This is a genomic window from Vibrio sp. La 4.2.2, from assembly GCF_027586995.1.
Taxonomy (GTDB): Bacteria; Pseudomonadota; Gammaproteobacteria; order Enterobacterales; family Vibrionaceae; genus Vibrio; species Vibrio mediterranei.
The window spans coordinates 194,697-219,602 of the sequence record NZ_JAPPTJ010000007.1; the positions used below are offsets into that span (position 1 = coordinate 194,697).

Genomic DNA, 24,906 nt, shown 5'->3' on the forward strand with positions numbered 1-24,906 from the left:
TTTCTCAGAAAATCGCAATCTTGAAAAACATTTGAAACAAATTAAGAAACATTTATTTAACATTGCATGCAATTTTATGTCATAATACGTCCCGATAATAACACCCGTACAAATAAGGGTGGGGAGTAAAAATGCATACATTCACTATCGAAGGTTTCTGTGATTGGTGCCAAACGCCAAGTTTTGTGACCAAGCATGAGTATATAGACGGTCTATGTCACCACTCATGTGAAAAGTGTCTGAGTTTCGCCATTATGGACGTTAAGCAGTTCAATCAAGCAGAAATCGAATTTAGAAACCGATCGTCAGCTCAATCCTAAAGGAACCGCGCCTCTCTTAGAGAGGCGTTTTTGTTTCTCAATATCCTTATCTATTGTCACCCAGTAAAACCATTGCTCTATACAGTATTCTTATACAGTAGTTGTTAGCTTATACCTGTGTAAAACGAAAAGTATGAGATTGCCGCCCATTCCAATAGAAATTTTAATAATTAAATATCAACAACTTAGTTTATTTTGTCGTTTTTTTATGCAAAAAGTGCTTGATCTTTTTACGCCCAAAAACTACTGTATACACATACAGCATGTATAAAGGAACAGGGTTATGTTGCTCAACAATACAATTCACTCACAATACAATGTCCCAAACCAATACCGAGTTTTTGATGATCAAGGAACTTCACAACAGCTTCGTCGAATTCAGGATGATGTACTTGAAAAGGTTTCGCAGCTGGCTTCTAAGCCACAGTGGATTTTGTTGACGGCAGAATGTCCTCGCCCTTCAATTGGACAAATCATGCACTTTCATAAACTAGGTAACCATATGGTTCAGATGAAGGCTTCATTGCATTTATCGCAGTATCAGGTTGTCAAAAAAGCCATTCGCTCAGGTAACGCGTGTGCTGTTATCGCAAATGGTGAGTTCTCTCTAACAGAACAAAATCAACTTCAAGAATTGGCCGCTGACTATCAATGCGAAGTCATCTTTCTTGGTAAAGACAGTTATTTACATTAATCCAAATTCCGACCACTCGTTAAGTTAATCATGTAATCCCTTTTTTATGACGGTAAGTACTTGTTCAATAGTACTTACCGTATTTTTTTATCCTCTCTTTAGGCAACTTATATAAAAATTGCGCAAACGTTTGCTATTTTTCTGGCAGCATAGAATAGTTCTGGTATGATGCGTGCAGCAAAGAGTATTACCACTCCCCATAATCGTCGCACTTTTTACGACACAACATTAGATAGGAATGTCTCCATGAGTCTCGCTGATCAAGTTCTAGCTGTAAACGATGATCTACCAATCCGCACTGATAAGCCTGTTCATAGCGGCAAGGTTCGTTCGGTTTATTGGTTGACCGAAGAGGATAGCCGCCGCCTAATCAAAGACAAAGGCTACGATGTTGCAGAAGATGCACCGTTAGCCATTATGGTTATCAGTGATCGCATTTCTGCCTTTGATTGTATCTGGCGAGGTGAAGGTAACTTAAGGGGCGTTCCTGGCAAAGGCGCCGCACTCAACGCGATTTCTAATCACTGGTTCCAATTGTTTAAGGATAATGGTTTAGCGGATAGCCACATTCTAGATATTCCTCATCCATTTGTCTGGATCGTTCAAAAAGCAAAACCTGTAATGATCGAAGCTATCTGTCGCCAATACATTACCGGTTCTATGTGGCGTGCTTATGAGAAGGGTGAGCGCGAATTCTGCGGTATCACTTTACCTGAAGGCTTAAAGAAAGACTCTAAACTGGATGACGTCCTAATTACTCCTTCAACAAAAGGTATCTTACGTGGTATCCCTGGAGTCCCTGAAGCAGATGATGTAAACATCACACGCGACAACATTAGCGACAACTTTGCAGCGTTTAATTTTACGAATGCAGCCGACATCGATGGCTACGAAAAACTTCTTAAAGAAGGCTTCTCCGTCATCAGTGATGCTTTAGAAGCTATCGATCAAACGTTTGTTGATACCAAATTTGAATTCGGCTACGTTACCGATTCAAAAGGCGAAGAAAAGCTCATCTATATGGACGAGGTTGGAACACCGGACTCTTCCCGCATTTGGGATACTAAAGCGTATCAAGTAGGCGATATCGTTGAGAACTCAAAAGAAGGCTTCCGCCAGTTCCTGCTAAACCACTTCCCTGATCCTGATATCCTTTTAAACAAAGAGCGTATGCCAGAGCGTGAAGCACTTGCAGCCGACAACGAACTTCCCCTATCTGCGCTTATGGATGTTTCCAAAACATATGTTGGTATCGCAGAGAAAATTACTGGTCGCAAGATTGAATTAAGCAGCAATCCAAAGCAAGAAATTATAGACATACTTCGTACCAACTACGACCTCATCGCAGACTAGGTTCCTAGTCGCTGCGCACATCAAAAAAGGGAGCTTAAAGCTCCCTTTTTGGTTACATGGCACAACGTGATCTAGTGAAATTCAGCGATTAATATATCTTCGTTAGGTATCACGACAATTTTCACGTTACCTTTATCTTGAATAAGCTGAATCTGTTCAGATTCTAGTGAGTAAGGCATAACAACCTTAAGACAAGCGATATTTTCTTTGCGAGCGATTTTCATCAGCGCGACCAAATTCGACTCATCACTTCGTCGACTCGATAATGCACTCAGCGCTTTCTCCCAAAGACGGCTATCTGGATCAATATTCTGATTTTTTGTACTCTCTTTCCACGCTTCGCCAAACACTGGCGCTACAGAAGTGAGCGCTTCAAGGAACGTCCATTTTTTACTACAAGATGCACCGAGGAAACTGGTGTAATCAAATTCTACCGGCGATGTTTTCTTGTCACACATAACCACTCCCAATTACAGAATGCTATGCAACTACTATTATTCAAACTTTCTTATATAGCAATAGGATATATAAAAATCATCTTTTATACCCTACTTAGACTTCAAAAGGTGATATAAAAATCCAAATAGCAACATAATGTGAACAAAAGTACATCACCACAATGCCACTTGGTTAACTATGTATGGCACATCTATCAATAGCAGCATTCAATCCATCTTTTGTTGAGTAAAACATCACAAACTCAACGAAGATCTAACACTCGACTCGCCTTCTTGTACTTTACTTTCCATCCAGACCAAGCAGGCAGTTCTTTGCGTTTAGGATCGTCTTTTCGAGAGCCTGAATGGAAGTGGACGTGTATAAGCTTGCCTTTGCCAAAATACTCGACAGTTAAACGCAGACCACTTAACTGAATGACCAATGGGTACTTAGCTGCAAAATCTGAATACTCCCAATCTGGAACGCCGTTAAACACAAAATCTCGCTCATCAATAAGCTCAAGATCTTCAAATGAACTTACACCGAGCATTGACAGTTGTTCAGCTATCCAAGACTCCAATGATACTTCGTCTACTGGACCGGTTTGGTCAGATAGACCCAGTTCAACATACAGCTTCCAATGCAGCATACGTTCGGTAAGCTGTTCTGCCAACGTGGGAAAGATAACTCCTTCAATGATCGATTGGGCGATGGCTTTCAAAGCGACATTGCCTTTAGGCGCAATCCTGCGCTCCGCCAGTTTGCGACCTGCATACATCAAATGTTCACAATGCTGAAGACCCTCGTCGGTCTCGATAGTTTCTCCGCTCACCCATTCCCCAACATTAAGTTCTTTGAGCTGAGTGATGTCCACAGGTAAAAGTAATGTGGCCAGTGTCATCGTCTGTTTAACGCCTCGGCCAGGTAAGCTATGAGTGGCTAATACCAGCCCTGCTTCTGTTTTCGGTTTAATTCGATTCTGTCTCCCTAACAGCACTTCGACAAAACCGTTACCAAAAGCGTCACGTCGCCGCTCTCTTCTCACATACAGCAAGGCGTTGTTCGCTTGGATAATTTGCTTTATCAATTCATCACGTTGATATCTAGAAGCCACTTCCAGACTCGGCAATTCAAATACACTACGCATCTGCTCCGATAACCCTTGTGCTTCACGCAAACAATCTTGGTCGACCGTCAAGCCTGTGTACTGCTTGCCTCTTACTAGGCCAATAAGAATACTTGCGTCACAACCTAACGGCTCTTCTAGGTCCAGCTTGATCAATAGCTCTTCATTACTGGTGATTTGAAACAGTTTACCTGTCGCACATAGTGCAGCCGTTAGGTCAATCATAGCCTCCTTCAGCGCTCGTGAAGGCATCTTAGTGACCAAATCAGCGTAAATAGTATCAATCGGTAATGGGTATAGCTTTTTTCCATGCTCAGTAATGCCAATATCATCTATCGCACCAAGTTGTAATAACTGCTCTTTGGCGGCTTGAAGTGATTTATCAGGTATCGCATCAATGAATTCGAGATCGTTAAGCGCTAACCCACATGTCGCAGCAGCCAACATAGGCTCGACAATAGATTCACGTTGAAGTTCTGGTGGGGTGACCAGATCAAGAGCAGCATGCTCACCATAAAGACGGATACATGTTCCTGCCATTACTCGTCCTGCTCGGCCAGAACGCTGAGCAGCACTCGCCTTAGAAATATGAGTCAGCATTAACGTGGTTTGTCCGTTACGCTGTACATTTCTTCTTTCTAATCCTGAATCCACAACAACCGCGATATTAGGAATCGTCAAAGAGGTTTCCGCAACATTTGTTGCAATCACGACCTTGCGCTTATCTTGAACTGACATTGCAACAGAACGCTGTTGCTCAGTCACAGAAGCATGCAGCGGCGCTAGAATAAGGTCATACTGCTCCGCAAGGGGTTTTAGCGAGGATACTACCTGCTGAATTTCCTTTCGCCCGGGAACAAACACCAAGATATCTGCTGCAAGCTCGTCTAACAATGGCTCAATCGCACTTTTAACACGTGTTTCTAGATGCCTTGCATCAGGCAGTTGTCGACTGTCGTTTCGATGGTGCTGAACTGCCACATCAAACACTCTTCCTTGTGCGACCAAGCGCTCGGCATCAAAGTAGTCAGCTAGCTTTTGACCTTCAATGGTAGCCGAAGTAATTACTGTTTTATGAGTTTGATTGCGCTTTAACATCGAAACCAGTAAGTCGGTGTCCCAACGTCGTTCATGAAATTCATCCACAATAACCACATCAAAGCTCTTCAGGCGGTCTTCGGCATACCACCTCAAGGCGACACCTGGCGTGACAAACACCACTTTTGACGCCTCGGTATAACAGTTTTCAAGCTTGATTGCATAACCAACGCTTTCTCCAACCTTTTCACCAAGTCCATGCGCCACGAAGTGTGCCAGCGACGTACAGGCAATTCGTCTCGGCTCTACCACCAGCACCCGTCCTTGCTCCATCGACCAAAGAGGCAATCTCGTCGATTTTCCTGAACCCGTTTCAGCTTCAACGATAAGGTGTGATTGTTTCAGGGCTTGTTTAAATTCTTGTTCAATAGAATCAATTGGTAAGACTGTCATTTTGCTTTGCTATTCAAGGTCGTTGTGAAGGAGTATACCCATAGCAGGATTAACATTCGACTCACTTCGCTTTTTACCGCAAACCGAATACAAATAGTTAACATTTCGTCATCGCTTAGAATGGGTAATTGTGTTAAATTAACCCGCAAATTGTTCCCAATCCCAAATGACTGTTCCTAGACAGGTAACCGAATGAACAACAACAAAAGACCGCTCTATATCCCGTACGCGGGCCCTGCACTTCTCAGTACCCCACTTTTGAACAAAGGCAGTGCATTTTCTGCTGAAGAAAGAATGTCCTTTAACCTTGAAGGACTTCTACCTGAAACAACAGAAACAATTCAAGAACAAGTAGATCGCGCTTACAAGCAATACACCAGCTTTGAAAGCGATATGGATAAACACATTTATCTGCGTAACATCCAAGATACTAACGAAACTTTGTTTTATCGCTTAGTACAAAATCATATCTCTGAAATGATGCCGATTATCTACACGCCGACTGTAGGCGCAGCGTGTGAGAACTTCTCCAACATCTATCGCCGTGGTCGTGGTCTTTTCATTTCTTACCCAAATCGTGATCGTATTGACGATTTGCTAAACAATGCACGTAACCACAACGTAAAAGTAATCGTTGTAACCGATGGTGAGCGTATTCTAGGACTGGGCGACCAAGGGATTGGTGGTATGGGCATTCCTATCGGTAAACTGGCATTGTACACAGCGTGTGGTGGTATCAGCCCAGCTTATACATTGCCTATTGTTCTTGATGTTGGTACGAATAACCCACAACGACTTGCTGATCCAATGTACATGGGCTGGCGCCATCCGCGAATTACTGGTGATGAATACCGAGCGTTTGTAGAAGACTTTATTCAAGCGGTTCAACGTCGCTGGCCAGATGCACTCGTTCAGTTTGAAGACTTTGCACAGAAAAATGCAATGCCGTTACTTGAACGTTATAAGGATCGTATTTGCTGTTTCAACGATGATATTCAAGGCACCGCAGCAGTGACCGTAGGCTCTCTACTTGCAGCATGTAAAGCAGCAGGTAGCAAGCTTTCTGAACAGCGAGTTACCTTCTTAGGTGCAGGTTCTGCAGGTTGTGGTATTGCTGAAGCGATCATCGCGCAGATGGTGTCTGAAGGCATCAGTGATGCGCAAGCGCGCTCTCAAGTATTCATGGTTGACCGTTGGGGACTTCTACAAGAAGGCATGCCTAACCTACTCGACTTCCAACAACGTCTGGTACAAAAACACGAACAAACCAAAGAATGGACATCGGAGAACTCAGGGTTCTCATTACATGATGTTATTCGTAATGGTAAACCTACGGTTCTTATTGGTGTGTCAGGTGCGCCTGGTCTATTCAGCAAGGAGATCATCCAAGAGATGCATCAACATTGCGACCGTCCAATCGTATTCCCGCTATCGAACCCAACTAGCCGTGTTGAAGCAACACCAAATGACATCTTACGTTGGACAAATGGCCAGGCACTGGTTGCAACAGGCAGCCCATTCGACCCTGTAGTTGTCGAAGGTAAAACCTACCCTATCGCGCAATGTAACAACAGCTACATCTTCCCTGGTATTGGTCTAGGCGTACTTGCAGCGCAAGCATCACGCGTTACAGACGAAATGTTGATGGAATCAAGTCGTGCGCTCGCAGAGTGTTCTCCTCTTGCACAGAAAGGATCAGGTCAACTGTTACCGCCACTTGAAGAGATTCATTTAGTGTCTAAGAAAATTGCTTACGCCGTGGCGAAAAAAGCCATTGAACAAGGAGTGGCGAAAGAACGCTCAGATGAAACTCTGCGTGAAGCTATTGACGACAACTTCTGGCAGCCGGTTTACCGTAAATACAAACGTTCAGCATTCTAATCTGAATCGACATCACATTTAGGCTCTTGTTTACAAGAGCCTTTTTTTTGTTTAATAGTCAGATCATTTCTATCGTTATACTGCAGCAAGGACATTGACATGCTCGATATTTTCGCTCCGGGAGGACGCTTTATTGCTCCTTATCTTTTTGAAGTTTCTACGGCACTAATCGCATGTTCTCTTGTCGTACTAGGTGCGGATATCAACCGCCTCTTAAGGAACGCATTACGAGATACAAATTTCGTAATTCGAACGGTCTGCTTTATACTACTCAATGCATTTGGCTATGGGTTGATCATTATTAAAGCCACCCCATTGTTAAAGAACGTATTAGTTAATACAGAACCAGGCTTGATGTTCGCCATCGTGGTTCTAAGCTTTGTGAGTATAGGTATTTGGGCTCAAAGGAATCGTCAGATTTAGTGACCTTTAGATTTAACAAGGAAACGTTGTTATCCAGCACCGTGCTTTCTTTCTTAAAGAGAGCACTTCGTATCGCTTGTTATACACTTGTTTTGTTCGTCGTCTTCATCGCGTCCATTGACCGTTGGGTGAGTTGGCAAGCCGAAGACCGGATTCTCACCTCTATCGACGATATTGATAATGTTCAGGTCGCAGTCGTTCTTGGCACGAGTAAGTATCTAGGTCGAACTCTCAACGAGTACTACTCCCATCGCATTGAGGCGGCGATTGACCTTTACAACGAAGGTAAAGTGTCTCATTTCCTACTCAGTGGCGATAACGCCCACCGTTCATATAATGAACCATGGACAATGAAACGAGACTTGTTGAGAGCAGAAGTTCCTGAGCCAGCCATCCACTTGGACTACGCCGGATTTAGAACGCTAGATTCGATTGTTCGTGCCAAAAAGATCTTTGATACCGATGACTTCTTAATCATCACGCAGAAGTTTCACTGTGAACGAGCTCTGTTTATCGCACGATCATACGATATTAATGCGACATGTTTAGCGGTGTCTGGACCGACATCCAAGTCTGGATTTTCAGTAAGATTAAGAGAAGTATTTGCCAGAACTAAGGCATTTTTGGATTTGTATATTATGAATACTCAGCCGAAGTTTTTGGGGCCGAAGGAGCCGATTGTTTCTGAGATCAATACTCTAGATTCCGCTAATGAGTCACAGTAAAAGTACACGTTACTTCTGCTAACCGTTCAAGTCTCTCTATATTAAAAGGGCCCAAGAAAAACATCTAGGGCCCATGCGACAATCTTTAAACTAGGGCTTTATAGGATATCAATATAGCCATCGTTACCGTGAACTTGTTCCACATTTTTAACGATAGTAAATATATCGTTATCGATATCCGCATCATTGTTCACAACTAGAGAGCTATCATATACCTTATATTCCTGCATATAAGCTGGGCCATTAGCTTCAACATGAATATTCGCCGTAGCTGCATCGAACACTAGCTTATCCTGACCGTGTCCACCGTCAACGTAATCTTGACCGTTACTTGCATAGACCGTGTCATCACCATTCATGACTTTAATAATGTCATTGTAATCGGAACCAGTAACCTCATCTTGTCCCGCTCCACTCGACTTGTCGTTGTAGGTCATACCATGCCCTAGCCCGCTAAAGTCAATCACATCATCTCCACGAGTGCCGTATAGTACTTCTACACTAGTAACCGTGTCTGTTGACGTCACGCTGCCAGCCAACATAGTGTCAACGCTAAAGGTATCTTCATCAACAACCTTTACGTTTAGCGAATCGGCATTCTTGAAAGTATCGTTGTACCAAAGCGTATCGACACCATCACCACCATTAATTACGTCACTTTCTGCATGAATAGCAAGATGAGCTGGAGCATATTCATCCGCTCGAATGTAGTCATCACCACCGCCAGCAAGAATGATGTCGCTTCCAGCCCCACCATCTAAAGTATCATTACCGGCTTTGTAGGTGTCATCAATACTGTTATCACCAATTAGGACATCATTTCCAGTTCCACCGGTAAGTTTGTCATCACCATCGGCACCAACCAATAAAGTATCAACACCATCTTGCGCCACTAGATTATCATAAGCGTTGTGCCCAATTTTAAGGGCATAAGTGCCGTCGGAAAATGACGCATTTTCAATCTCATTAAGTTGATCCGTACCATCTCGACCAGAGACTTTATCGACTACAGTCAATCGATTCATGAAGTGGTATTCAGTTACCGAACCGCTGAAAGCAGCAGTATCTTCCCCTTCTCCACCATTGAGCGTATCGTTACCTGCGCCTCCGACTAAAATATCATTGCCAGCACCGCCATTCAGTACGTCATTTCCTCCCTGATAGTGGAAATTCGTACCATTGTCGCCAAGAAGAACATCGTTACCAGTGCCACCATTTAGCGTGTCATGACCATGCATGCCAACCATTATAGTATCAACACCATCATGCGCGGTCAGGTTGTCACCAGCGTTGTGACCACGCATCCAAGTGAACGTACCTTCATCAAAGGCAAGCTTCTCAAAGTTAGAAAGGTGATCAACACCGTCTCTGTTTGATACTGTATCAGTGACTTTGATAAAGCCATATGTTTGGAAATTGTAATCCAATACTGAGCCACTGAAGCCAATAGTATCAATTCCCTCGCCGCCATCAATTTTGTCATTACCCGCTGCACCATATATGACATCGTTGCCTGCAAGGGCATCAATACGATCTCCTTCGGAAGTACCTTGAATTTCATCGTCAATACTTGTTCCGTAGGTGCCGTTTGGGTCTGTCAGCCTTGCCACAATCGCCGCATTGTCAGGCTTCCCATCTAGGATACTCAAGAGCGGTTGAATTGCAGGATCAGAGGCTAAGCCTTCCAGAGTAATAGTTGTTCCTAATTTGCTATCACCTAAAAATGTCAGAACTAAGTCATCTCCATTTGAAGTAATCGTCAAGTGATTTTCTATAGACTCCTGAACAAAGCTATCTGCATCAGTCACATTTTCTGAGTCAAAACCAATTTTATCCTCAAGCTTGTCAGCCACCTTAGAAACCTGGTTATCGAGTTTGTCTTCGATTCGGTTTTCCCTAGCCGCAACTTTATTGTCTAACTCTTCGCCTTCAAATCTTGACGAAAGCTTTGCTTCTACAAGGTCATTTTCCAATACAAAGTGTTTTCTATTGAAAACCAATTGAAGAGAGTCCTCACCCAGTTCAAAGTCCTTAATAACATTGTCACCACCGCGAAGTATCCTCATTGAAAATACATCCGCACCGCTCCCTCCAGAGACGATATCGTTACCTACACCACCAAAAATAAGATCATCACCGCCTTCACCGTTCACTTTGTCATCGCCACGATTTCCTTCAAGAATATCGTTTCCTCGTTGGCCATTGACAGTGTCATTACCTTGCTTACCTAAGATATGATCGTCTCCTAGACCGCCTGTCTTGAAGTTGTTCCTTTGATCGAGAACGATAGTGTTATATCCGTCTGATTCCATTTTTTGCCTTCCTTTGTTGTTATGTGCACTTATCTCTGTTTGAGGTATCCATGTAATCTATGATGGTTTACTCATTAAATCTCTCTCATCCCCTTCTCCATACTCTGTATCAGCGGAGAAAGTAGATAATCAAGAACAGTGCGTTCCTCTAGTACTATTTGTGCTTCTACCGGCATACCCGGTTTCAGATCTAAGCCAAGATCCAGAAGCTCCGTTGCATCGAGGGCTATCTTTCCTTGATAGAAATGACCGCCTAGCCGCTCATCTACGATGCTGTCCGCGGAGAGGTGTATAAGCTCACCTGTTACCGCTGGGACTTGTCGAAAGCTGTATGAAGTCAAGCGGATGTTTGCCGACAAACCTTCATACACCGATTCGATATCCTTGGGTTGAATGTTAACGCTTGCGACTACTCGGGTGTTGTTAGGGACGATCTCCAGTATCGTGCTTGTTGGAGCAACAACACCACCTTGAGTGTGAATAACGAGATTAATCACATCGCCTCCAACTGGAGCGCGTACTTCTATGCGGTCGTTTAGCGTATTAGACGCTTTTAGCTGTTTTAAGATTGCTTGCTCTTCCGAAACTAGCTCTTGCTTTTTCTCTTGAGCGGTGCGCATAAAGTCTATTTTTAGTGCATCCATTTGAGATTCAAGCTCAGCAACTTTGTTATTGGTTCTTTTGATTCGAGTACGGTGCTCCGCTATTTTTGCCACCAAGCTTGAGTACTCTCTCTTTAGTTCAAGAAAGGCAACTTTTGATACATACCCTTTTTCTAATAGAGCTGAGTTCGCTTCGATTTCTTCGTTGAGCAATGTCAGAGAATGTTCGTCGCTTGAAAGCCAAGCCTTGTAGCTGTCTCTGTCATTCTCTGATTGAGCCATTTGCTGGCGGAGTGACATCATTTGTTCTTTATGAATCAGACGATTCTGGTTCAACAGTGATGCTTGATCACGACGTATCTGACTTTGAATCGGAGTTAGGTTCTCCTCATTCCCCCAATTAAGCGCCTCTCCTGAAAGCTCTGCGTCAATTCGAGCTAAGCGAGCTTGGACGATAAAACGTTTTTGATTCAGTTGTTCGAGTTGGCTAACAAGCAATGGATCCGAGAGCACCAGTAACAAATCTCCTTTTTCGACACGCTGACCTTCTTTGACGAGAAGCGTTTCGACTACCCCTCCCGTATGATGCTGCACTTTCTGATTCTCGAGCTCTGTCACCAATTTCCCTGGTGCCAACGAGGCTGAACTTAATGGTGCGCTATAACTCCAATAGCCAATTCCAATAAAGCAAACCAACAATACGAGCCAACCAAACAGAATGAAGTTGGTCAAAGAGAGATTGAACGAACGGGATGTCTCTGAATGATTTAGTTTCATGACACACTCCCTATGCTGTTTGCTGACGATGCTGGAATATTTAAGATCTCGGTCGTTTTACCGTATTGCTGGAGGCGTCCTTCACCTAACACCATGCATAAGCTGGTATGCTGAATAATCGACATACGGTGTGAAATGACAATGACGGTAATTTGCTTGTGATGTGCATGAGCAATGAAATCAATCAGTGCCGCCTGCCCTGGATGGTCAAGATTAGAATCGGGCTCATCCAATATAAGTAAGGCTGGTTTTGTATATAGCGCACGAGCCAAGGCAATTCGTTGCTGTTGTCCACCAGACAATCGGATTCCTAGTGCACCAACCAGTGTTTGATAGCCATTTGGGAGTGACAGAATCATCTCGTGAACACCAGCTAATTTGGCTGCATCGACGATGTCCTTCGCATCAACATTCTCATCGAATCGGCAAATATTTTGCGCAATCGTGCCCGATAGCAACTGACTATTTTGAGAAACATAGCCAACTTGCCTCCCTAGATCTGATACTTGGCGCTGGTTAAGTGTTGCGGCATCAATGCGCACCTCACCGCTTACAGGTTTAACCAAGCCTAGAATAGCTTTGACCAATGTTGATTTGCCTACACCGCTACCTCCAACAATAGCTACCGATGCACCAGCAGGAATGGAAAAAGTAAGATCTTCGAGCAACGGCTTCTCACTACCTTGGTGACCTAAGAAAACTTTGTCGAATCCGACAGCGCCTTTAATCTTTGGTAGTTCGACGACTTCTTTTGGTTGTTCGAGATAAGACTTGCGTAATCTTTGATGTGCTTTCCAACCTTCTAACCAGCTTTGCCAGTTATGGATCGCCTGCTCAACTGGCGCTAAAACTCGGCTCATAATCATCGATGCGGCAATCAATACTCCAGCACCAACTTCGTTCTCTAATACCAGAATGACCGAAACGCATAGCACTCCAATTTGCAACAGCATCCGAGCATACTTAGCAAGTGCTAAAATCGCTCGAGAGATTCTGTCTGCGTTCGCTTTGTCTACTGTCGGATTTATTGATTCCTTACGCCACTTCGCGACCAAATTGTCATTCATACCTAATGCTTGAACAATCTCAGCGTTTTTAAGCCAATCACTAGTTAATGTATTGAACGTACTCGCATGTTGGCTTGCATTATTCTGCAAGCGCTTCGTCACTATCATACTTATGATCGATATAACAAAGAGAACCGTTGCGCCTGCTAACGCAAAGTGTCCAAGCAGCGGGTGCATGAGATACATGACCGCTAAAAAAACAGGTGCAAATGGAGCATCAAATAACGCAAAGATCCCAGGAGAAGTGAGAGTATCTTTAACTCGAGATAAATCAGTTAGAGATTGGCTGAATATTCCATTGCTTTGTTGTGACTTGAGCATAGAAACATTAAAAGCGAAGTCTGAGGACTGTTGCTCAACGCCATATCCATAACGCAACATTACTTGCCCGCGAACCCAATCGAGTAGCGCTTGAATAGATAAGAGGAACAATGCAACTATTGCAAGCATTACAAGCGTTTCGCGACTTTCGGAAGAAAGAACACGATCAAAAACTTGCATCGAAAATAAAGGAAGCACAAGAAAAAGCACATTTACCGCAATAGAAACCACGGTAATAAAAATAAGAACTTTCTTGTTTATTTTAAAGTACTGCGTATTATTAAAACTACCAGCATCCTTGCTTAAAGTAGACGTCATGTTAGCCTCAGACGGTTATTTATCCTGTCATTGATTTAATAAATAAAAATGACAAAGGAATTATTTAAATATTGCCGACTTCGATATTAGACCTATTTCTGACACTTTATTTACAAAATGCTTGGCTAACCCTAACCAACCACACTTGTTCCACTTTTTGAGACCTGTTGCATAAATATTACACAATTAATGCGTTAATTATCACAAAAATCAGCAATATTGTGATATAAATCGCATTTTGATAACTATATTAATAAACTTTCGTTTAATACCAGACTAACAATTTGAAATTAGAGATGACTGATTCATATAATCTAAAAAGCTAATTAACCTAGGCATTATTATGATGCGCATTTATATTGCACCAATTTTGTGCATGAGTTTCTTCAGTCATATTGTTTACGGAAAAGAGATTTTAAAAATATTATCTTGGCATGGATATACCGACACAGATATTGTATCTATTTTCGAAAATAAAAATAACATCGACATTGAAGTAACTTATGTAAATAATGACAAACAGTTAAGAGAGAAACTTGATGATAGAAATCAAGATTATGACCTTGTTGCCCTAAATTCCTCTGAGCTACAACGATATATCAAATTGCGAAAATTTATTCCAATCAACATATCCAAAATAGAAAATAGTAAATGGATCAGCAATCAATTCGCACCACTGTCAACAAACCCAGAAATCACCTTTAACGGTAATATCTACGGCCTCCCCTATACCTATTCATCAATGGGAATCATCTACAATGCCGATCGTGTAAAATCTGCTCCAACTTCTTGGCAAGATTTCTGGTCACCGGAATACCATCACAAAACGCTTGGATATGATGGCGGGACACATAATGTGAGTTTAGCCGCACTGGCATTGGAGCTACCCGATCCTTTTAAGATTCCAAAATCAGACGACGAGCTCATTGCTAAAAAACTGATATCGCTGAGAGAGAATACGTTAACGTTCTATCGTTCACTCGAAGAGGCAACAGAGCTATTTAATCGCTTTGAACTATCAATCATGTTTGCGAATTTTGGCCATCAACAAGTTGATTCGCTTAAAAAGACGGGTGCCAATATAGAATATACGATTCCAAAAGAGGGAGCATTGGCTTGGTTAGATTGTTGGTCAATCTTGTCTACTTCCAAACAGGCTGAACTTGCTCACCGCTGGATTGATTTTGTGCTAGAACCATGGGTTCAACTTGAACTAACTAAGCGTCATGGACTACAAAGTCCTCTTAACCAGTTTTCTGAAAGCGATAATAAGGAAAAGTTGATATGGCTTTCACCTGTAGAATCACCGGAAAAACGTGAAGCCATGTGGGATTCAGTATACAGCGGTAAACCACTTCCCACGGTAATGGAACATACCAAGAGAACGAGGCAATGAAGCTTTCTACGAAAATTACACTGATGTTCACATGTACATTGTTAGTTTCATTTTCAACTCTAGCTTGGCTAAGCTATCAAGGCTCTAAGGCACTGCTTGCCGATAATATCAAAACAAAAATGGTACAAACCTCAGGAATTGCCACTCGCGCTTTGCAGGAGAAACTGCAAGATATTGAGCGAACCAATGATATGTTAGCGATGTTGGTCAAAGATAAGCTCGACAAACAGTATGCTAAAACTGAGCTGGCAGCAGCCATCATTCCATTTATTCAAAACAACTCAACCTATAACAGTGTCTCGATTATCCACCAAAACACAGCACTTAGAGAAATCCTCAGAATTCAAACAGGGCCTAACCAGAAAATACATGCTGTAGAACCAAATGAGCTCAACAACCTTACTCATATTCCATTGTTTGTCGAAGCTACAAAAATTCATGCGGGAGAAATCTACGTCTCTCCAGTTTCTACCCATTATGACCGTATCGTTCATCATGAATCTACGCCTTACGTATTTATTGTTTATCCTCTCAATCTCAAGAGTGATGAAAGTACATCTTTATTGTTCACTGTCGATATCAAAGCCTTAATGGAAAAAGCGACCTCTTTAATGGATGACCCGACAACGTTTATGATCGCTAATACCAATGGAGATTATTTGCTTCATCCAGACAGAGACAAGCAGTTTAGTTTTATGAGAGGAAAAGTTGAACAAGTCCAGAATGACTATCCAAATGCGCTGACAACCGTTAATCACGGACATTCAAGCTTCTTTGAACTAAATACGAACACTAAAGAAAGCAGCTTGTATTACGCAAGCTTCGCGTTAGCAAAGTTTCAGATCCATCAAACTTCGAGTGCCTATATTTTGGGCCACGTCAGACAAGACTCCATCGGTAGCCTGTGGCGGGAAAACACAATCAAGAGCGTACTGATTACTACTATGGTATTGCTGTCAATCGCATCTGTACTTTCATTTTCTCTATTTCGATACGTTACGCTGCCCCTCACTCACATTGCCTCCTTTGCACAAAGGATTACGTTGGGAAAGAAAACAACTCCTTATCAATATAACCAACGAGATGAGATTGGAGATGTCGCGCAAGCACTCAATTACCTTCAAAACAATCTCAACGTCCAGTATGAAAAGCTCAAGAACTCGGAACAAAAGTTTCAAGAACTTGCTCGCAAGGATGATTTAACAGGCCTGCCGAACAGAAAAGATTTTTCTGTTCGGTTAGAGAACGAAATCCAACACCATCGAATCAATCAACTTCACTTTGCACTACTGTTTGTTGATGTTAATAACTTTAAACTGGTCAACGACCATATCGGACACCATGCCGGAGATGAACTCTTAAAGAAAATAGCTCATGTTCTGGCTGGAGAGCTGCGTAGCAGTGATTTGGTATGTCGGCATGGTGGTGACGAGTTCATCATCTTGCTTTCAAATCTTAGGCAGTTGACTATCATACATACGATTTGCGACAAGCTGCATCAGTCGATGGAGAGACTCGTTGGCTGTGAAAGGTTATACCATCAAAATCTATCACTTAGTATAGGTGTTGCCATTTACCCAGAATCTTCTAGTCAGCCCATAGAACTCATTCAATTGGCTGATAAAGCTATGTATGAAGCAAAGAAAAATGGCCATGCTCAAACTTATTGGCACACTCCCTTTCGATAGTTTTTTCGACAGATTCTAACTCTTGTTTTTGCTACACTGGGCAAAACAACTAAAAGAGTAATGTCATGTCACTATTAGCCTCAGGTACGCTGTCCAAAATGCGTGCCTCTCTAGATTCGCAAGTTCAATACCGTTTACCCGTTGGTGAACAAGAAGTAGAACTCACCTCGTTTATTGGAAAGACGCTGACCCTTACCCATACTGGTAACATTTTCTGTAGCTCTTGTGGCAAAAAAACAAAGAAGAGCTATTCACAAGGCCATTGCTTTGTTTGCATGAAAAAACTAGCAAGCTGCGATATGTGCATTATGAAGCCTGAAACTTGCCACTATGATCAAGGCACTTGTCGTGAACCCGAGTGGGGCGAAGCCAATTGCATGGTTGATCATTTCGTCTACTTATCTAACACCTCCAGCTTGAAAGTAGGTATTACACGTCATACGCAAATTCCTACTCGTTGGATAGACCAAGGGGCAACACAAGGTTTACCGATTCTGAAAGTTAAAACGCGTCAGATATCAGGCTTGATTGAAGTTGAGCTTGCCAAACACATTGCGGATAAAACCAACTGGAGAACCTTGTTAAAGCAAGATGGTGACCCGATGGAGTTAGTGGAAAAAGCACAAGAACTATTACCACTTGTCGCCGACAAAATTGCAGAGATTAAAGCTCAATATGGTAACGATGCGATAGAAGTACTAAGCGAAGTGATTACGCCGATCAGCTATCCAGTTGAAGTTTATCCGACCAAGATTAAGTCGCATAACTTTGATAAAGAGCCCGTGGTCACAGGAACGTTACAGGGTATCAAAGGTCAGTACTTAATCTTTGATACTGGAGTGATCAATATTCGCAAATTCACCTCCTATGAAGTTGAAGTTTCCGCCTAACGAAAAACATCCAAAGAAAAGCCCGCAAACGCGGGCTTTTCTATCACTAGATATTCTCTATGGCATCGAAAAATCGGTCAACTTCTTCGAGAGTGTTGTAATGCATAAAACCGACCCGTAATACACCGCCCTTATCTTCTAGTCCGAGTTGTTTGACTAATCCTAGTGCGTAGAAGTGGCCATTCCATACGCAGATATTTTGTTCACCAAGAGATTTTGCCATCAATTCTGGTGAATGCTTACTTGAACGAAGGGCAAACGTCGGTGTGCGTCTACTATGAGCCGAGTCAGCTATTCCATAAAGGCTTAACGAATCACATCGCGATAGTCGCTCCAAAAAGTAGCGGCTTATTTGCTCTTCATGGTAACCAATATCCTTGAACGCGGACACAAGTTGTTGCCGTAAACTCTGCCCTTTACCCCAGCTAGCTAGATAACGAACCGCCTCAATGAAACCAGCCATCGCTTCAAAGTTTTGCGTGCCAGTTTCAAACCGCCCTGGGCCAATATCTGTTGCTGGTTCGACTTTATATGGTTTCAATGACTGCAACCACGTCGGTGAGATATAGGCTAACCCTAAGTGAGGTCCAAAGAACTTGTATGCAGAACAGACCAGAAAATCACACTCTAGGTCTTGTACGTCTACCAATGCATGTGGCGCAAAGTGAACCGCATCGACATAGACTAGTGCCCCTACCCGTTTTGCCAGCTCCACAATACGCTTAATATCAGTTATAGAACCAGTGGTATTGGACGCGTAAGTCACGGCGATCAATCTGGTTTTTTCAGAAATTAGACTCTCTAAATGTTCAAAATCCAAAGAGCAGTCACTTTCATCGACTTTAACCTGTTTGACCACCGCACCTTTATCTTCTGCAGCTTGTTGCCAGCTTGATACATTTGAGTAATGGTCCAGCGCCGTAACGATGACTTCATCATTAGGCTGCCAGTTTCTCGCTATCGCTCTACTCAACTGAAATGTCAACGATGTCATGTTGGCGCCAAACACGATGTTGTCCACCTCTTCGGCATTAAGTAGTGCTTTTCCATGGTGGCGGGCTTTTGTAACAAGCTCCACTGTTTCTTTGCTAGAAAAGTAGTGACCACCTAAATTAGAATTGTACTGGCCAAGGTAATCCGTCATGGCTTTAAGAACTGAGCCTGGTACTTGAGAACCTCCGGGACCATCAAGGAATACCACTGACTGGCCGTTATAAGATTGATGAAGAGCAGAAAAGTGCTCTCGAGCAGAACTAGGAGTGAAGTGCATTGCGCATATCCTTAGCGGTTAATACAAACACGTCCATGTAGCCTGCGTTTTGATTATCAATACAGCGGATTGGCTGAGCATTGTGCCAAAGCTTAGAGTCGTCAAGGATAGCTACTTCCCCATTTTCCAGTACTTTTCTGAAAAACGGAGCTTCACCATTATCGTTGTAGAGCATGATCTCACCGCCTACGATGTTTTCTCGACCAATACCGACCAAGGCAATATGGTCAAATCCATCTTGATGTACACCTTCTGGAGCAACCTCGGTTTCATCGTAAACCGCTGCGATCCTCATCTGATGAATTTCAATTTCCTGTCCGTCAGGTAAGGCATTCGTGTTAACAAAAAGCGTAACCAGTTCCAACATCGCAGAGCTCTGCAGAGTCGATTCTAAAACAGGTTCAAACTGTCTAATCACATCGCCTTGAAAGTGGTTAAAATGCTCAGACTGAACAAAGCAATTATCACCTTTGTCTACAATTTGACCTTTTTCAAAACGCACCACCGAATAACGACGTAAGCGATATTTGCCATCAGCATGTTCCGTGTTAGGTAGCGTGGCAAAAGATGGGGCCAATTGTTCAGTGGAACGGCCACTCAGGCTAGTAAGATGTAATGTACTTTCAACACTATGTAGCATCATTAACTCCTTTCAATGTTATGCCAAAAACAATGTGTTTCACATTTTATTTACAAACCATTAAATATTAACAATTCTGCAAGATCAACATTTCACAGCCTTTTAAACCATGCACTCCAACAAAAAGGCATAATTATCTGAAATGAATCCACTTGTTAGCAGTATACTCTAATTATCGATTTCAGCCCACTAAAAACCTAGCATTGTTAACTAGACAAGAAAACATCATATTACTTAACAATGACTTATGACAAAAATGACTATTAACTCATCGTGTTTGCAAAGGTGAATCGTCAAAGTGTTAGCCACCATCTAGATTATCTATCCTAGCATTTATCTCTAATCGGACGGAACAAATGGAAAATATGCATTTGATGCGTTCGATTAACAACTAACTGCTCAAAATGACATCAGTTATCACAAATCTAGTATTGATTAATTCACCGTAACCCCAATATATTAGGTAATTAAGATGCACCGATAGAAGGTGCAATAAGAATGACTGAAGTGAGACAACAAAATGGCTGACACAAAACACTGTAAATTGCTTATCTTAGGTTCTGGCCCTGCTGGTTATACCGCGGCTGTTTATGCGGCACGTGCCAACCTCGATCCTGTTCTAGTGACTGGAATGCAACAAGGTGGACAGCTCACAACGACCACTGAAGTGGAAAATTGGCCAGGTGATGCCGAAGGATTGACGGGCCCTGCTCTAATGGATCGTATGAAAGAGCACGCTGAGAAATTTGAGACCGAGATGATCTTCGATCACATTAATAAAGTCGATTTCAGTACTCGCCCGTTTAAGTTGTTTGGCGACTCTCAGAGCTATACTGCCGATGCAGTTATCATCTCAACGGGCGCATCAGCCAAATACCTTGGCCTAGAATCAGAAGAAGCGTTCAAAGGACGTGGTGTTTCAGCTTGTGCGACATGTGACGGTTTCTTCTATCGCAACCAGAAAGTTGCGGTTGTTGGCGGCGGCAATACCGCTGTTGAAGAGGCTCTTTATCTATCAAATATCGCTTCAGAGGTTCACCTAATCCACCGTAGAGACACATTCCGTGCGGAAAAGATTCTCGTTAAGCGTTTGATGGACAAAGTAGAGTCAGGCAATATCGTCCTGCATACCGACCGTACGTTGGAAGAAGTCGTTGGTGATGATATGGGCGTCACTGGCGTACGAATTAAAGATACACAGTCAGAAGAAATTGAACACATTGATGTTATGGGTGCATTTATCGCCATTGGTCATCAGCCGAATACTGACTTGTTCGAAGGTCAGCTTGAAATGAACAACGGCTATATTGTTGTGAAATCCGGCCTAGAAGGCAATGCTACGCAAACAAGCATTCCCGGTATTTACGCTGCTGGCGACGTGATGGACCATAACTACCGCCAAGCGATTACTTCAGCCGGAACAGGATGTATGGCAGCGTTAGATGCTGAGCGTTTCCTTGACGCACAGTCATAAATTTAACATTTCGTCTCATTATTTTTGAAAACAAGAAACCCATAGGTATGCCCTGTGGGTTTCTTTTTGTATAATCGCCGTTTCTTCTAATAATAATACTCATTAAGCCTTCTACATGGATAAGAAAAAACAACGGAGCTTGAATAATTGGCTCAAGACGCAAAGTAAGCTTGCTAAACGCTGGCTCGCTATTGCGATTGGCCTTGGCGTTCTTTCAAGCCTGTTTTTGCTAGCGCAAGCTGCGCTTATCGCCACAATATTGCACCAACTCATTATTGAGCATGTCGACAAATATGAACTCATTCCGCACTTCTTAGGGTTACTAGTAGCCGTTGCTGGGCGTGCTGGATGTGCTTGGGGGCGCGAAATCGCTGGATTCAAATGTGGCGAGCAGATACGTTGTTACATAAGGCAACTCATCCTTGATAAGTTACGCGAACTAGGACCAACTTATATAAAAGGCAAACCTGCTGGCACATGGGCAACACTAGTTCTTGAACAGGTGGAAGAAATGCAAGATTTCTTCGCTAAGTACTTGCCGCAAATGTCCCTCGCTGTTGCTGTCCCTATTATCATCCTTATTGTTGTATTTCCTATCAACTGGGCTGCAGGTCTAATTTTCCTTGTCACCGCACCACTTGTTCCTCTGTTTATGGCATTCGTCGGAATGAAGGCTGCCGACGCTAACCGTAAAAACTTTAAGGCTTTACAACGTCTTTCTGGTCACTTTTATGACCGATTGCAATCCATGACAACAATTCGTCTCTTCAATCGCACAAAAACTGAGACAGAGGTACTACGTGGTGCGTCTGAAGTATTTCGTAAACGCACAATGGATGTATTGCGACTTGCTTTCCTTTCGTCTGCGGTTTTGGAGTTCTTCACATCAATCTCCATCGCCATCACTGCCGTCTATTTTGGCTTCAGCTATATTGGTGAGCTTAACTTTGGTCATTATGGTGTCGGCGTTACCTTGTTCGCTGGCTTATTCATTTTGATTTTAGCGCCTGAGTTTTATCAGCCACTGCGCGACTTAGGTACTTTCTACCATGCTAAAGCACAAGCCGTCGGTGCAGCAGAAAGTATTGTCGAGTTCTTGGATACAGAAGTTACCGCATTACCACAGGGCAGTCAGAACATTTCTCACCCTCAAAGCATCTCTATCGAAGCAATAGATCTAGAAGTTTTCAGCCCTGAGGGGACTCGCCTTGTCGGTCCAATTAGCTTCAAAATAAACGCCAACGAAGCCGCTGCGTTAGTCGGCCCGAGCGGCGCAGGCAAAACCAGTTTGGTCAACGCCATTTTAGGATTTATGCCTTATCAAGGTTCATTAAAAGTGGCAGGTATTGAACTTAAAGACCTCGACCAAACCGACTGGCGTAAAAACATCAGCTGGGTTGGCCAAAACCCACTGCTACTTCATGGAACGATTCGCGACAACATCACCCTAGGTAATAATGATGTTAACCAAGAGCAAGTCAACAATGCTCTTTTGGCGTCGTTCTCGGCTGAGTTTGTCGAAAAACATGGTTTGGATTATCAAGTTACCGATCGTTCCGGAGGTCTTTCGGTCGGTCAAGCTCAGCGTATCGCGTTAGCAAGAGCAATGGTACAAAACGGTAACTTCTGGTTACTAGATGAACCGACTGCAAGTCTGGACGCCAAAAGTGAACGTCTTGTTACTCAAGGTATACACACCAGTACCGCAGGTAAAACGACATTGATGGTCACCCACCAGCTCTCTCAACTAAAGAACGTAGATACCATATTAGTGATGAATCAAGGCCGTCTGGAACAACAAGGCAGTTATGATTCGCTTTCAGACTCAGATGGCTTATTCAGCACCATGTTGTCTGCCCATCAATCATCCGTTGCTCAAGATAAGGGGAATTTAGATGCGTGATTTACTCCCTTACTTAAAACTGTATAAAAAGCATTGGTTTGGCCTGTCTTTGGGTATGCTTCTCTCCTTTGCAACACTTTTTGCGTCCATTGGCCTACTCACTCTATCAGGCTGGTTTATTTCTGCTGCTGCGGTCGCAGGCTTAACCATTGCTCGCGAAACTTTTAACTATATGTTGCCAGGTGCCGGTGTACGTGGCGCGGCAATGGCGCGCACCGCTGGACGTTGGGGTGAACGTGTAGTCAGCCACAACGCTACCTTCAAACTACTCACCGATCTTCGAATCTTCTTTTTCACCAAGTTAGCGCCGCTTATTCCCGGTAAAGCCGTCAACATTCGCGATGCGGATATGCTCAACCGTCTTGTGGCAGATGTTGATGCCATGGACCACGTCTATTTGCGTCTTGTTAGCCCAATTATCGTCGGTGTATTTGGTATCTTATGTCTGACCGCTGTTCTTTGTTGGTTTGACATGACGCTAGGCCTCACGCTTGGCGCAATTCTAATGCTGCTGCTTATCACGTGGCCAATCGTTTTCTACCGCTTGGGAAGCAAGAATGGGGAAGCGTTAACACTAAATAAAGCTGAGCTTCGCATTCGTACCTTAGACTGGTTACAAGGTTATAGTGAACTGACGCTTTTTGGCGCTGAATCTCGCTACCGAAAAGCTATTGTGACTGCGCAAGACAAGTTGATTGCCAATCAGTTGGTTCATGCAAAAATATCTGGTATGGCTCAGGGTCTGCTGATTCTTGCTAATGGTTGGCTGCTCATACTGATGCTGTGGCTAGCAGCGGATGGCGTGGGTGGAAATCAACCTGATCCTCTAATCGCGTTAATGGCCTTTGCGACCATGGCAAGCTTTGAACTGCTTATGCCTATTGCAGGTGCATTTCAGTATCTAGGTCAGACGCTGACCTCCGCCAAGAGACTAAATGAGGTGATTCTAGCAACGCCGGAAGTCACCTTCCCTGACGATCCTGTGACGCATTCGAACGAGTACTCCATCGATATCGATCACGTTTGCTTTAGCTACCCAGACGCTAACGAAAAAGCACTTCGCGATGTGTCACTTTCTGTGAAGGGTGGACATCGTTTGGCTATTGTTGGTCAAACTGGTTCAGGTAAGTCAACGCTGTTGCAGCTCATTTCACGTTACTGGGATGTCGACCAAGGGAAGATTACCCTTGCCGGTGCTCAGATTCAAAACTGGAGTGAACGTCAACTTCGTGAAGCAACTAGCATTGTTAGCCAGAAAGTCGACATCTTGAATGGCACACTACGTGATAACTTGTTTATGGCGAAACCGTCCGCTTCTGATGATGAGCTTATCGCTGCTCTAGATAAAGTAGACTTGGCACATTTGGCTGAAGGCAATGGCTTGGACGCATGGTTGGGTGATGGCGGACGTCAACTTTCCGGTGGCGAAAAGCGCCGTATTGGTATCGCACGAGCACTTCTACATGATGCGCCGATCTTATTACTTGATGAGCCTACTGAAGGCTTAGACAAAAAAACTGAGCAACAAATCATGCAGTTGTTTGACCAACACTTTAACAGTAAAACGGTTATTTTCATCACTCACCGCTTAGTGCATTTAGAAACGTTTGATGCCATTTGCTTACTCGAAGACGGTGAAGTTTTGGAGTACGGCCAGCACCAAGCGCTTCTTGACGAGAAAGGTCGATACTACGAACTGCATCAAACGCTTTAACGGCTAATATTCATATTCACCATACGAAAAGCCCGCTTCCCTATGTCACTAACATATTGAAGCGGGCTTTTTCATCCACTTAA

Annotated in this window: 19 protein-coding genes; 12 read left to right on the forward strand and 7 right to left on the reverse strand. The window is 43.2% G+C overall.

The window, feature by feature from the left end:
* Positions 1 to 131: 131 nt before the first annotated feature.
* The 3 genes from OH456_RS17590 (at position 132) to OH456_RS17600 (ending at position 2,367) form a co-directional block, all read left to right on the forward strand.
* Positions 132 to 320, forward strand: a complete 189-nt coding sequence (locus OH456_RS17590) for a hypothetical protein (RefSeq protein WP_006070780.1) — start codon at positions 132 to 134, stop codon at positions 318 to 320.
* Between the two features lie 283 nt (positions 321 to 603).
* A complete protein-coding gene (locus OH456_RS17595; RefSeq protein WP_006070781.1) occupies positions 604 to 1,014 on the forward strand; it encodes a hypothetical protein in 411 nt (136 codons plus the stop codon).
* A 246-nt stretch (positions 1,015 to 1,260) separates the two neighbouring features.
* Positions 1,261 to 2,367, forward strand: a complete 1,107-nt coding sequence (locus tag OH456_RS17600) for a phosphoribosylaminoimidazolesuccinocarboxamide synthase (RefSeq protein WP_062459440.1) — start codon at positions 1,261 to 1,263, stop codon at positions 2,365 to 2,367.
* A gap of 71 nt (positions 2,368 to 2,438) precedes the next feature.
* Here the strand turns inward: OH456_RS17600 and OH456_RS17605 are convergent, their stop codons facing one another.
* Together OH456_RS17605 and OH456_RS17610 are read right to left on the reverse strand one after the other, a co-directional pair.
* Positions 2,439 to 2,825, reverse strand: a complete 387-nt coding sequence (locus OH456_RS17605; protein ID WP_006070783.1) for a hypothetical protein — start codon at positions 2,823 to 2,825, stop codon at positions 2,439 to 2,441.
* A gap of 242 nt (positions 2,826 to 3,067) precedes the next feature.
* Positions 3,068 to 5,422, reverse strand: a complete 2,355-nt coding sequence (locus tag OH456_RS17610; RefSeq protein WP_252038068.1) for a DEAD/DEAH box helicase — start codon at positions 5,420 to 5,422, stop codon at positions 3,068 to 3,070.
* A gap of 192 nt (positions 5,423 to 5,614) precedes the next feature.
* Between OH456_RS17610 and OH456_RS17615 the strand changes: the two genes are divergently transcribed.
* From OH456_RS17615 to OH456_RS17625, 3 genes are all read left to right on the forward strand, one after another.
* Entirely contained in the window at positions 5,615 to 7,303 is a 1,689-nt protein-coding gene (locus tag OH456_RS17615; protein WP_006070785.1) for an NAD-dependent malic enzyme, read from the forward strand.
* Positions 7,304 to 7,402: 99 nt separating this feature from the next.
* Positions 7,403 to 7,726 (forward strand): DUF3392 domain-containing protein, encoded by a 324-nt coding sequence (locus tag OH456_RS17620; RefSeq protein WP_006070787.1) that lies wholly within the window; start codon positions 7,403 to 7,405, stop codon positions 7,724 to 7,726.
* 71 nt (positions 7,727 to 7,797) lie between these two features.
* Entirely contained in the window at positions 7,798 to 8,451 is a 654-nt protein-coding gene (locus OH456_RS17625; protein ID WP_231892978.1) for a SanA/YdcF family protein, read from the forward strand.
* A 98-nt stretch (positions 8,452 to 8,549) separates the two neighbouring features.
* Here the strand turns inward: OH456_RS17625 and OH456_RS17630 are convergent, their stop codons facing one another.
* The 3 genes from OH456_RS17630 to OH456_RS17640 all read right to left on the reverse strand — a co-directional run bounded on the left by OH456_RS17630 (position 8,550) and on the right by OH456_RS17640 (position 13,848).
* Positions 8,550 to 10,763 (reverse strand): hypothetical protein, encoded by a 2,214-nt coding sequence (locus OH456_RS17630; RefSeq protein WP_270033971.1) that lies wholly within the window; start codon positions 10,761 to 10,763, stop codon positions 8,550 to 8,552.
* A 74-nt stretch (positions 10,764 to 10,837) separates the two neighbouring features.
* Complete coding sequence (locus OH456_RS17635) at positions 10,838 to 12,142, reverse strand: HlyD family type I secretion periplasmic adaptor subunit (protein WP_006070790.1); 1,305 nt, start codon at positions 12,140 to 12,142, stop codon at positions 10,838 to 10,840.
* Positions 12,139 to 13,848, reverse strand: coding sequence for a type I secretion system permease/ATPase (locus OH456_RS17640; RefSeq protein ID WP_270033972.1), 1,710 nt, complete (start codon positions 13,846 to 13,848; stop codon positions 12,139 to 12,141). The genes OH456_RS17635 and OH456_RS17640 overlap by 4 nt, the downstream gene beginning before the upstream one ends.
* A gap of 343 nt (positions 13,849 to 14,191) precedes the next feature.
* On the opposite strand from OH456_RS17640, the gene OH456_RS17645 reads away from it, so the two are divergent.
* From OH456_RS17645 to OH456_RS17655, 3 genes are all read left to right on the forward strand, one after another.
* Positions 14,192 to 15,244: an extracellular solute-binding protein gene (locus OH456_RS17645; RefSeq protein WP_270033973.1), complete on the forward strand. Its 1,053-nt coding sequence runs from the start codon at positions 14,192 to 14,194 to the stop codon at positions 15,242 to 15,244.
* The gene (locus tag OH456_RS17650) at positions 15,241 to 16,932 is read left to right on the forward strand and encodes a GGDEF domain-containing protein (RefSeq protein ID WP_270033974.1); all 1,692 of its coding nucleotides are present in this window, start codon (positions 15,241 to 15,243) and stop codon (positions 16,930 to 16,932) included. The genes OH456_RS17645 and OH456_RS17650 overlap by 4 nt, the downstream gene beginning before the upstream one ends.
* A gap of 65 nt (positions 16,933 to 16,997) precedes the next feature.
* The gene (locus OH456_RS17655) at positions 16,998 to 17,822 is read left to right on the forward strand and encodes a DUF2797 domain-containing protein (RefSeq protein WP_038230250.1); all 825 of its coding nucleotides are present in this window, start codon (positions 16,998 to 17,000) and stop codon (positions 17,820 to 17,822) included.
* Positions 17,823 to 17,868: 46 nt separating this feature from the next.
* Here OH456_RS17655 and OH456_RS17660 read toward each other — a convergent pair whose 3' ends face one another.
* Positions 17,869 to 19,092 carry a cysteine desulfurase-like protein gene (locus tag OH456_RS17660; RefSeq protein WP_240205983.1) on the reverse strand — a complete coding sequence of 408 codons (1,224 nt, stop codon included), beginning with the start codon at positions 19,090 to 19,092 and terminating at the stop codon, positions 17,869 to 17,871.
* Positions 19,076 to 19,735: a 2OG-Fe dioxygenase family protein gene (locus OH456_RS17665; protein ID WP_171389159.1), complete on the reverse strand. Its 660-nt coding sequence runs from the start codon at positions 19,733 to 19,735 to the stop codon at positions 19,076 to 19,078. The genes OH456_RS17660 and OH456_RS17665 overlap by 17 nt, the downstream gene beginning before the upstream one ends.
* Before the next feature lie 517 nt (positions 19,736 to 20,252).
* Here OH456_RS17665 and trxB point away from each other — a divergent pair.
* The 3 genes from trxB to cydC all read left to right on the forward strand — a co-directional run bounded on the left by trxB (position 20,253) and on the right by cydC (position 24,823).
* A complete protein-coding gene (trxB, locus tag OH456_RS17670) occupies positions 20,253 to 21,206 on the forward strand; it encodes a thioredoxin-disulfide reductase (RefSeq protein WP_088877488.1) in 954 nt (317 codons plus the stop codon).
* Positions 21,207 to 21,321: 115 nt separating this feature from the next.
* Positions 21,322 to 23,109 carry a heme ABC transporter permease/ATP-binding protein CydD gene (cydD, locus tag OH456_RS17675; protein ID WP_270033975.1) on the forward strand — a complete coding sequence of 596 codons (1,788 nt, stop codon included), beginning with the start codon at positions 21,322 to 21,324 and terminating at the stop codon, positions 23,107 to 23,109.
* Positions 23,102 to 24,823 carry a heme ABC transporter ATP-binding protein/permease CydC gene (gene cydC / locus OH456_RS17680; RefSeq protein WP_006070800.1) on the forward strand — a complete coding sequence of 574 codons (1,722 nt, stop codon included), beginning with the start codon at positions 23,102 to 23,104 and terminating at the stop codon, positions 24,821 to 24,823. The genes cydD and cydC overlap by 8 nt, the downstream gene beginning before the upstream one ends.
* The last annotated feature ends 83 nt before the right edge of the window (positions 24,824 to 24,906 follow it).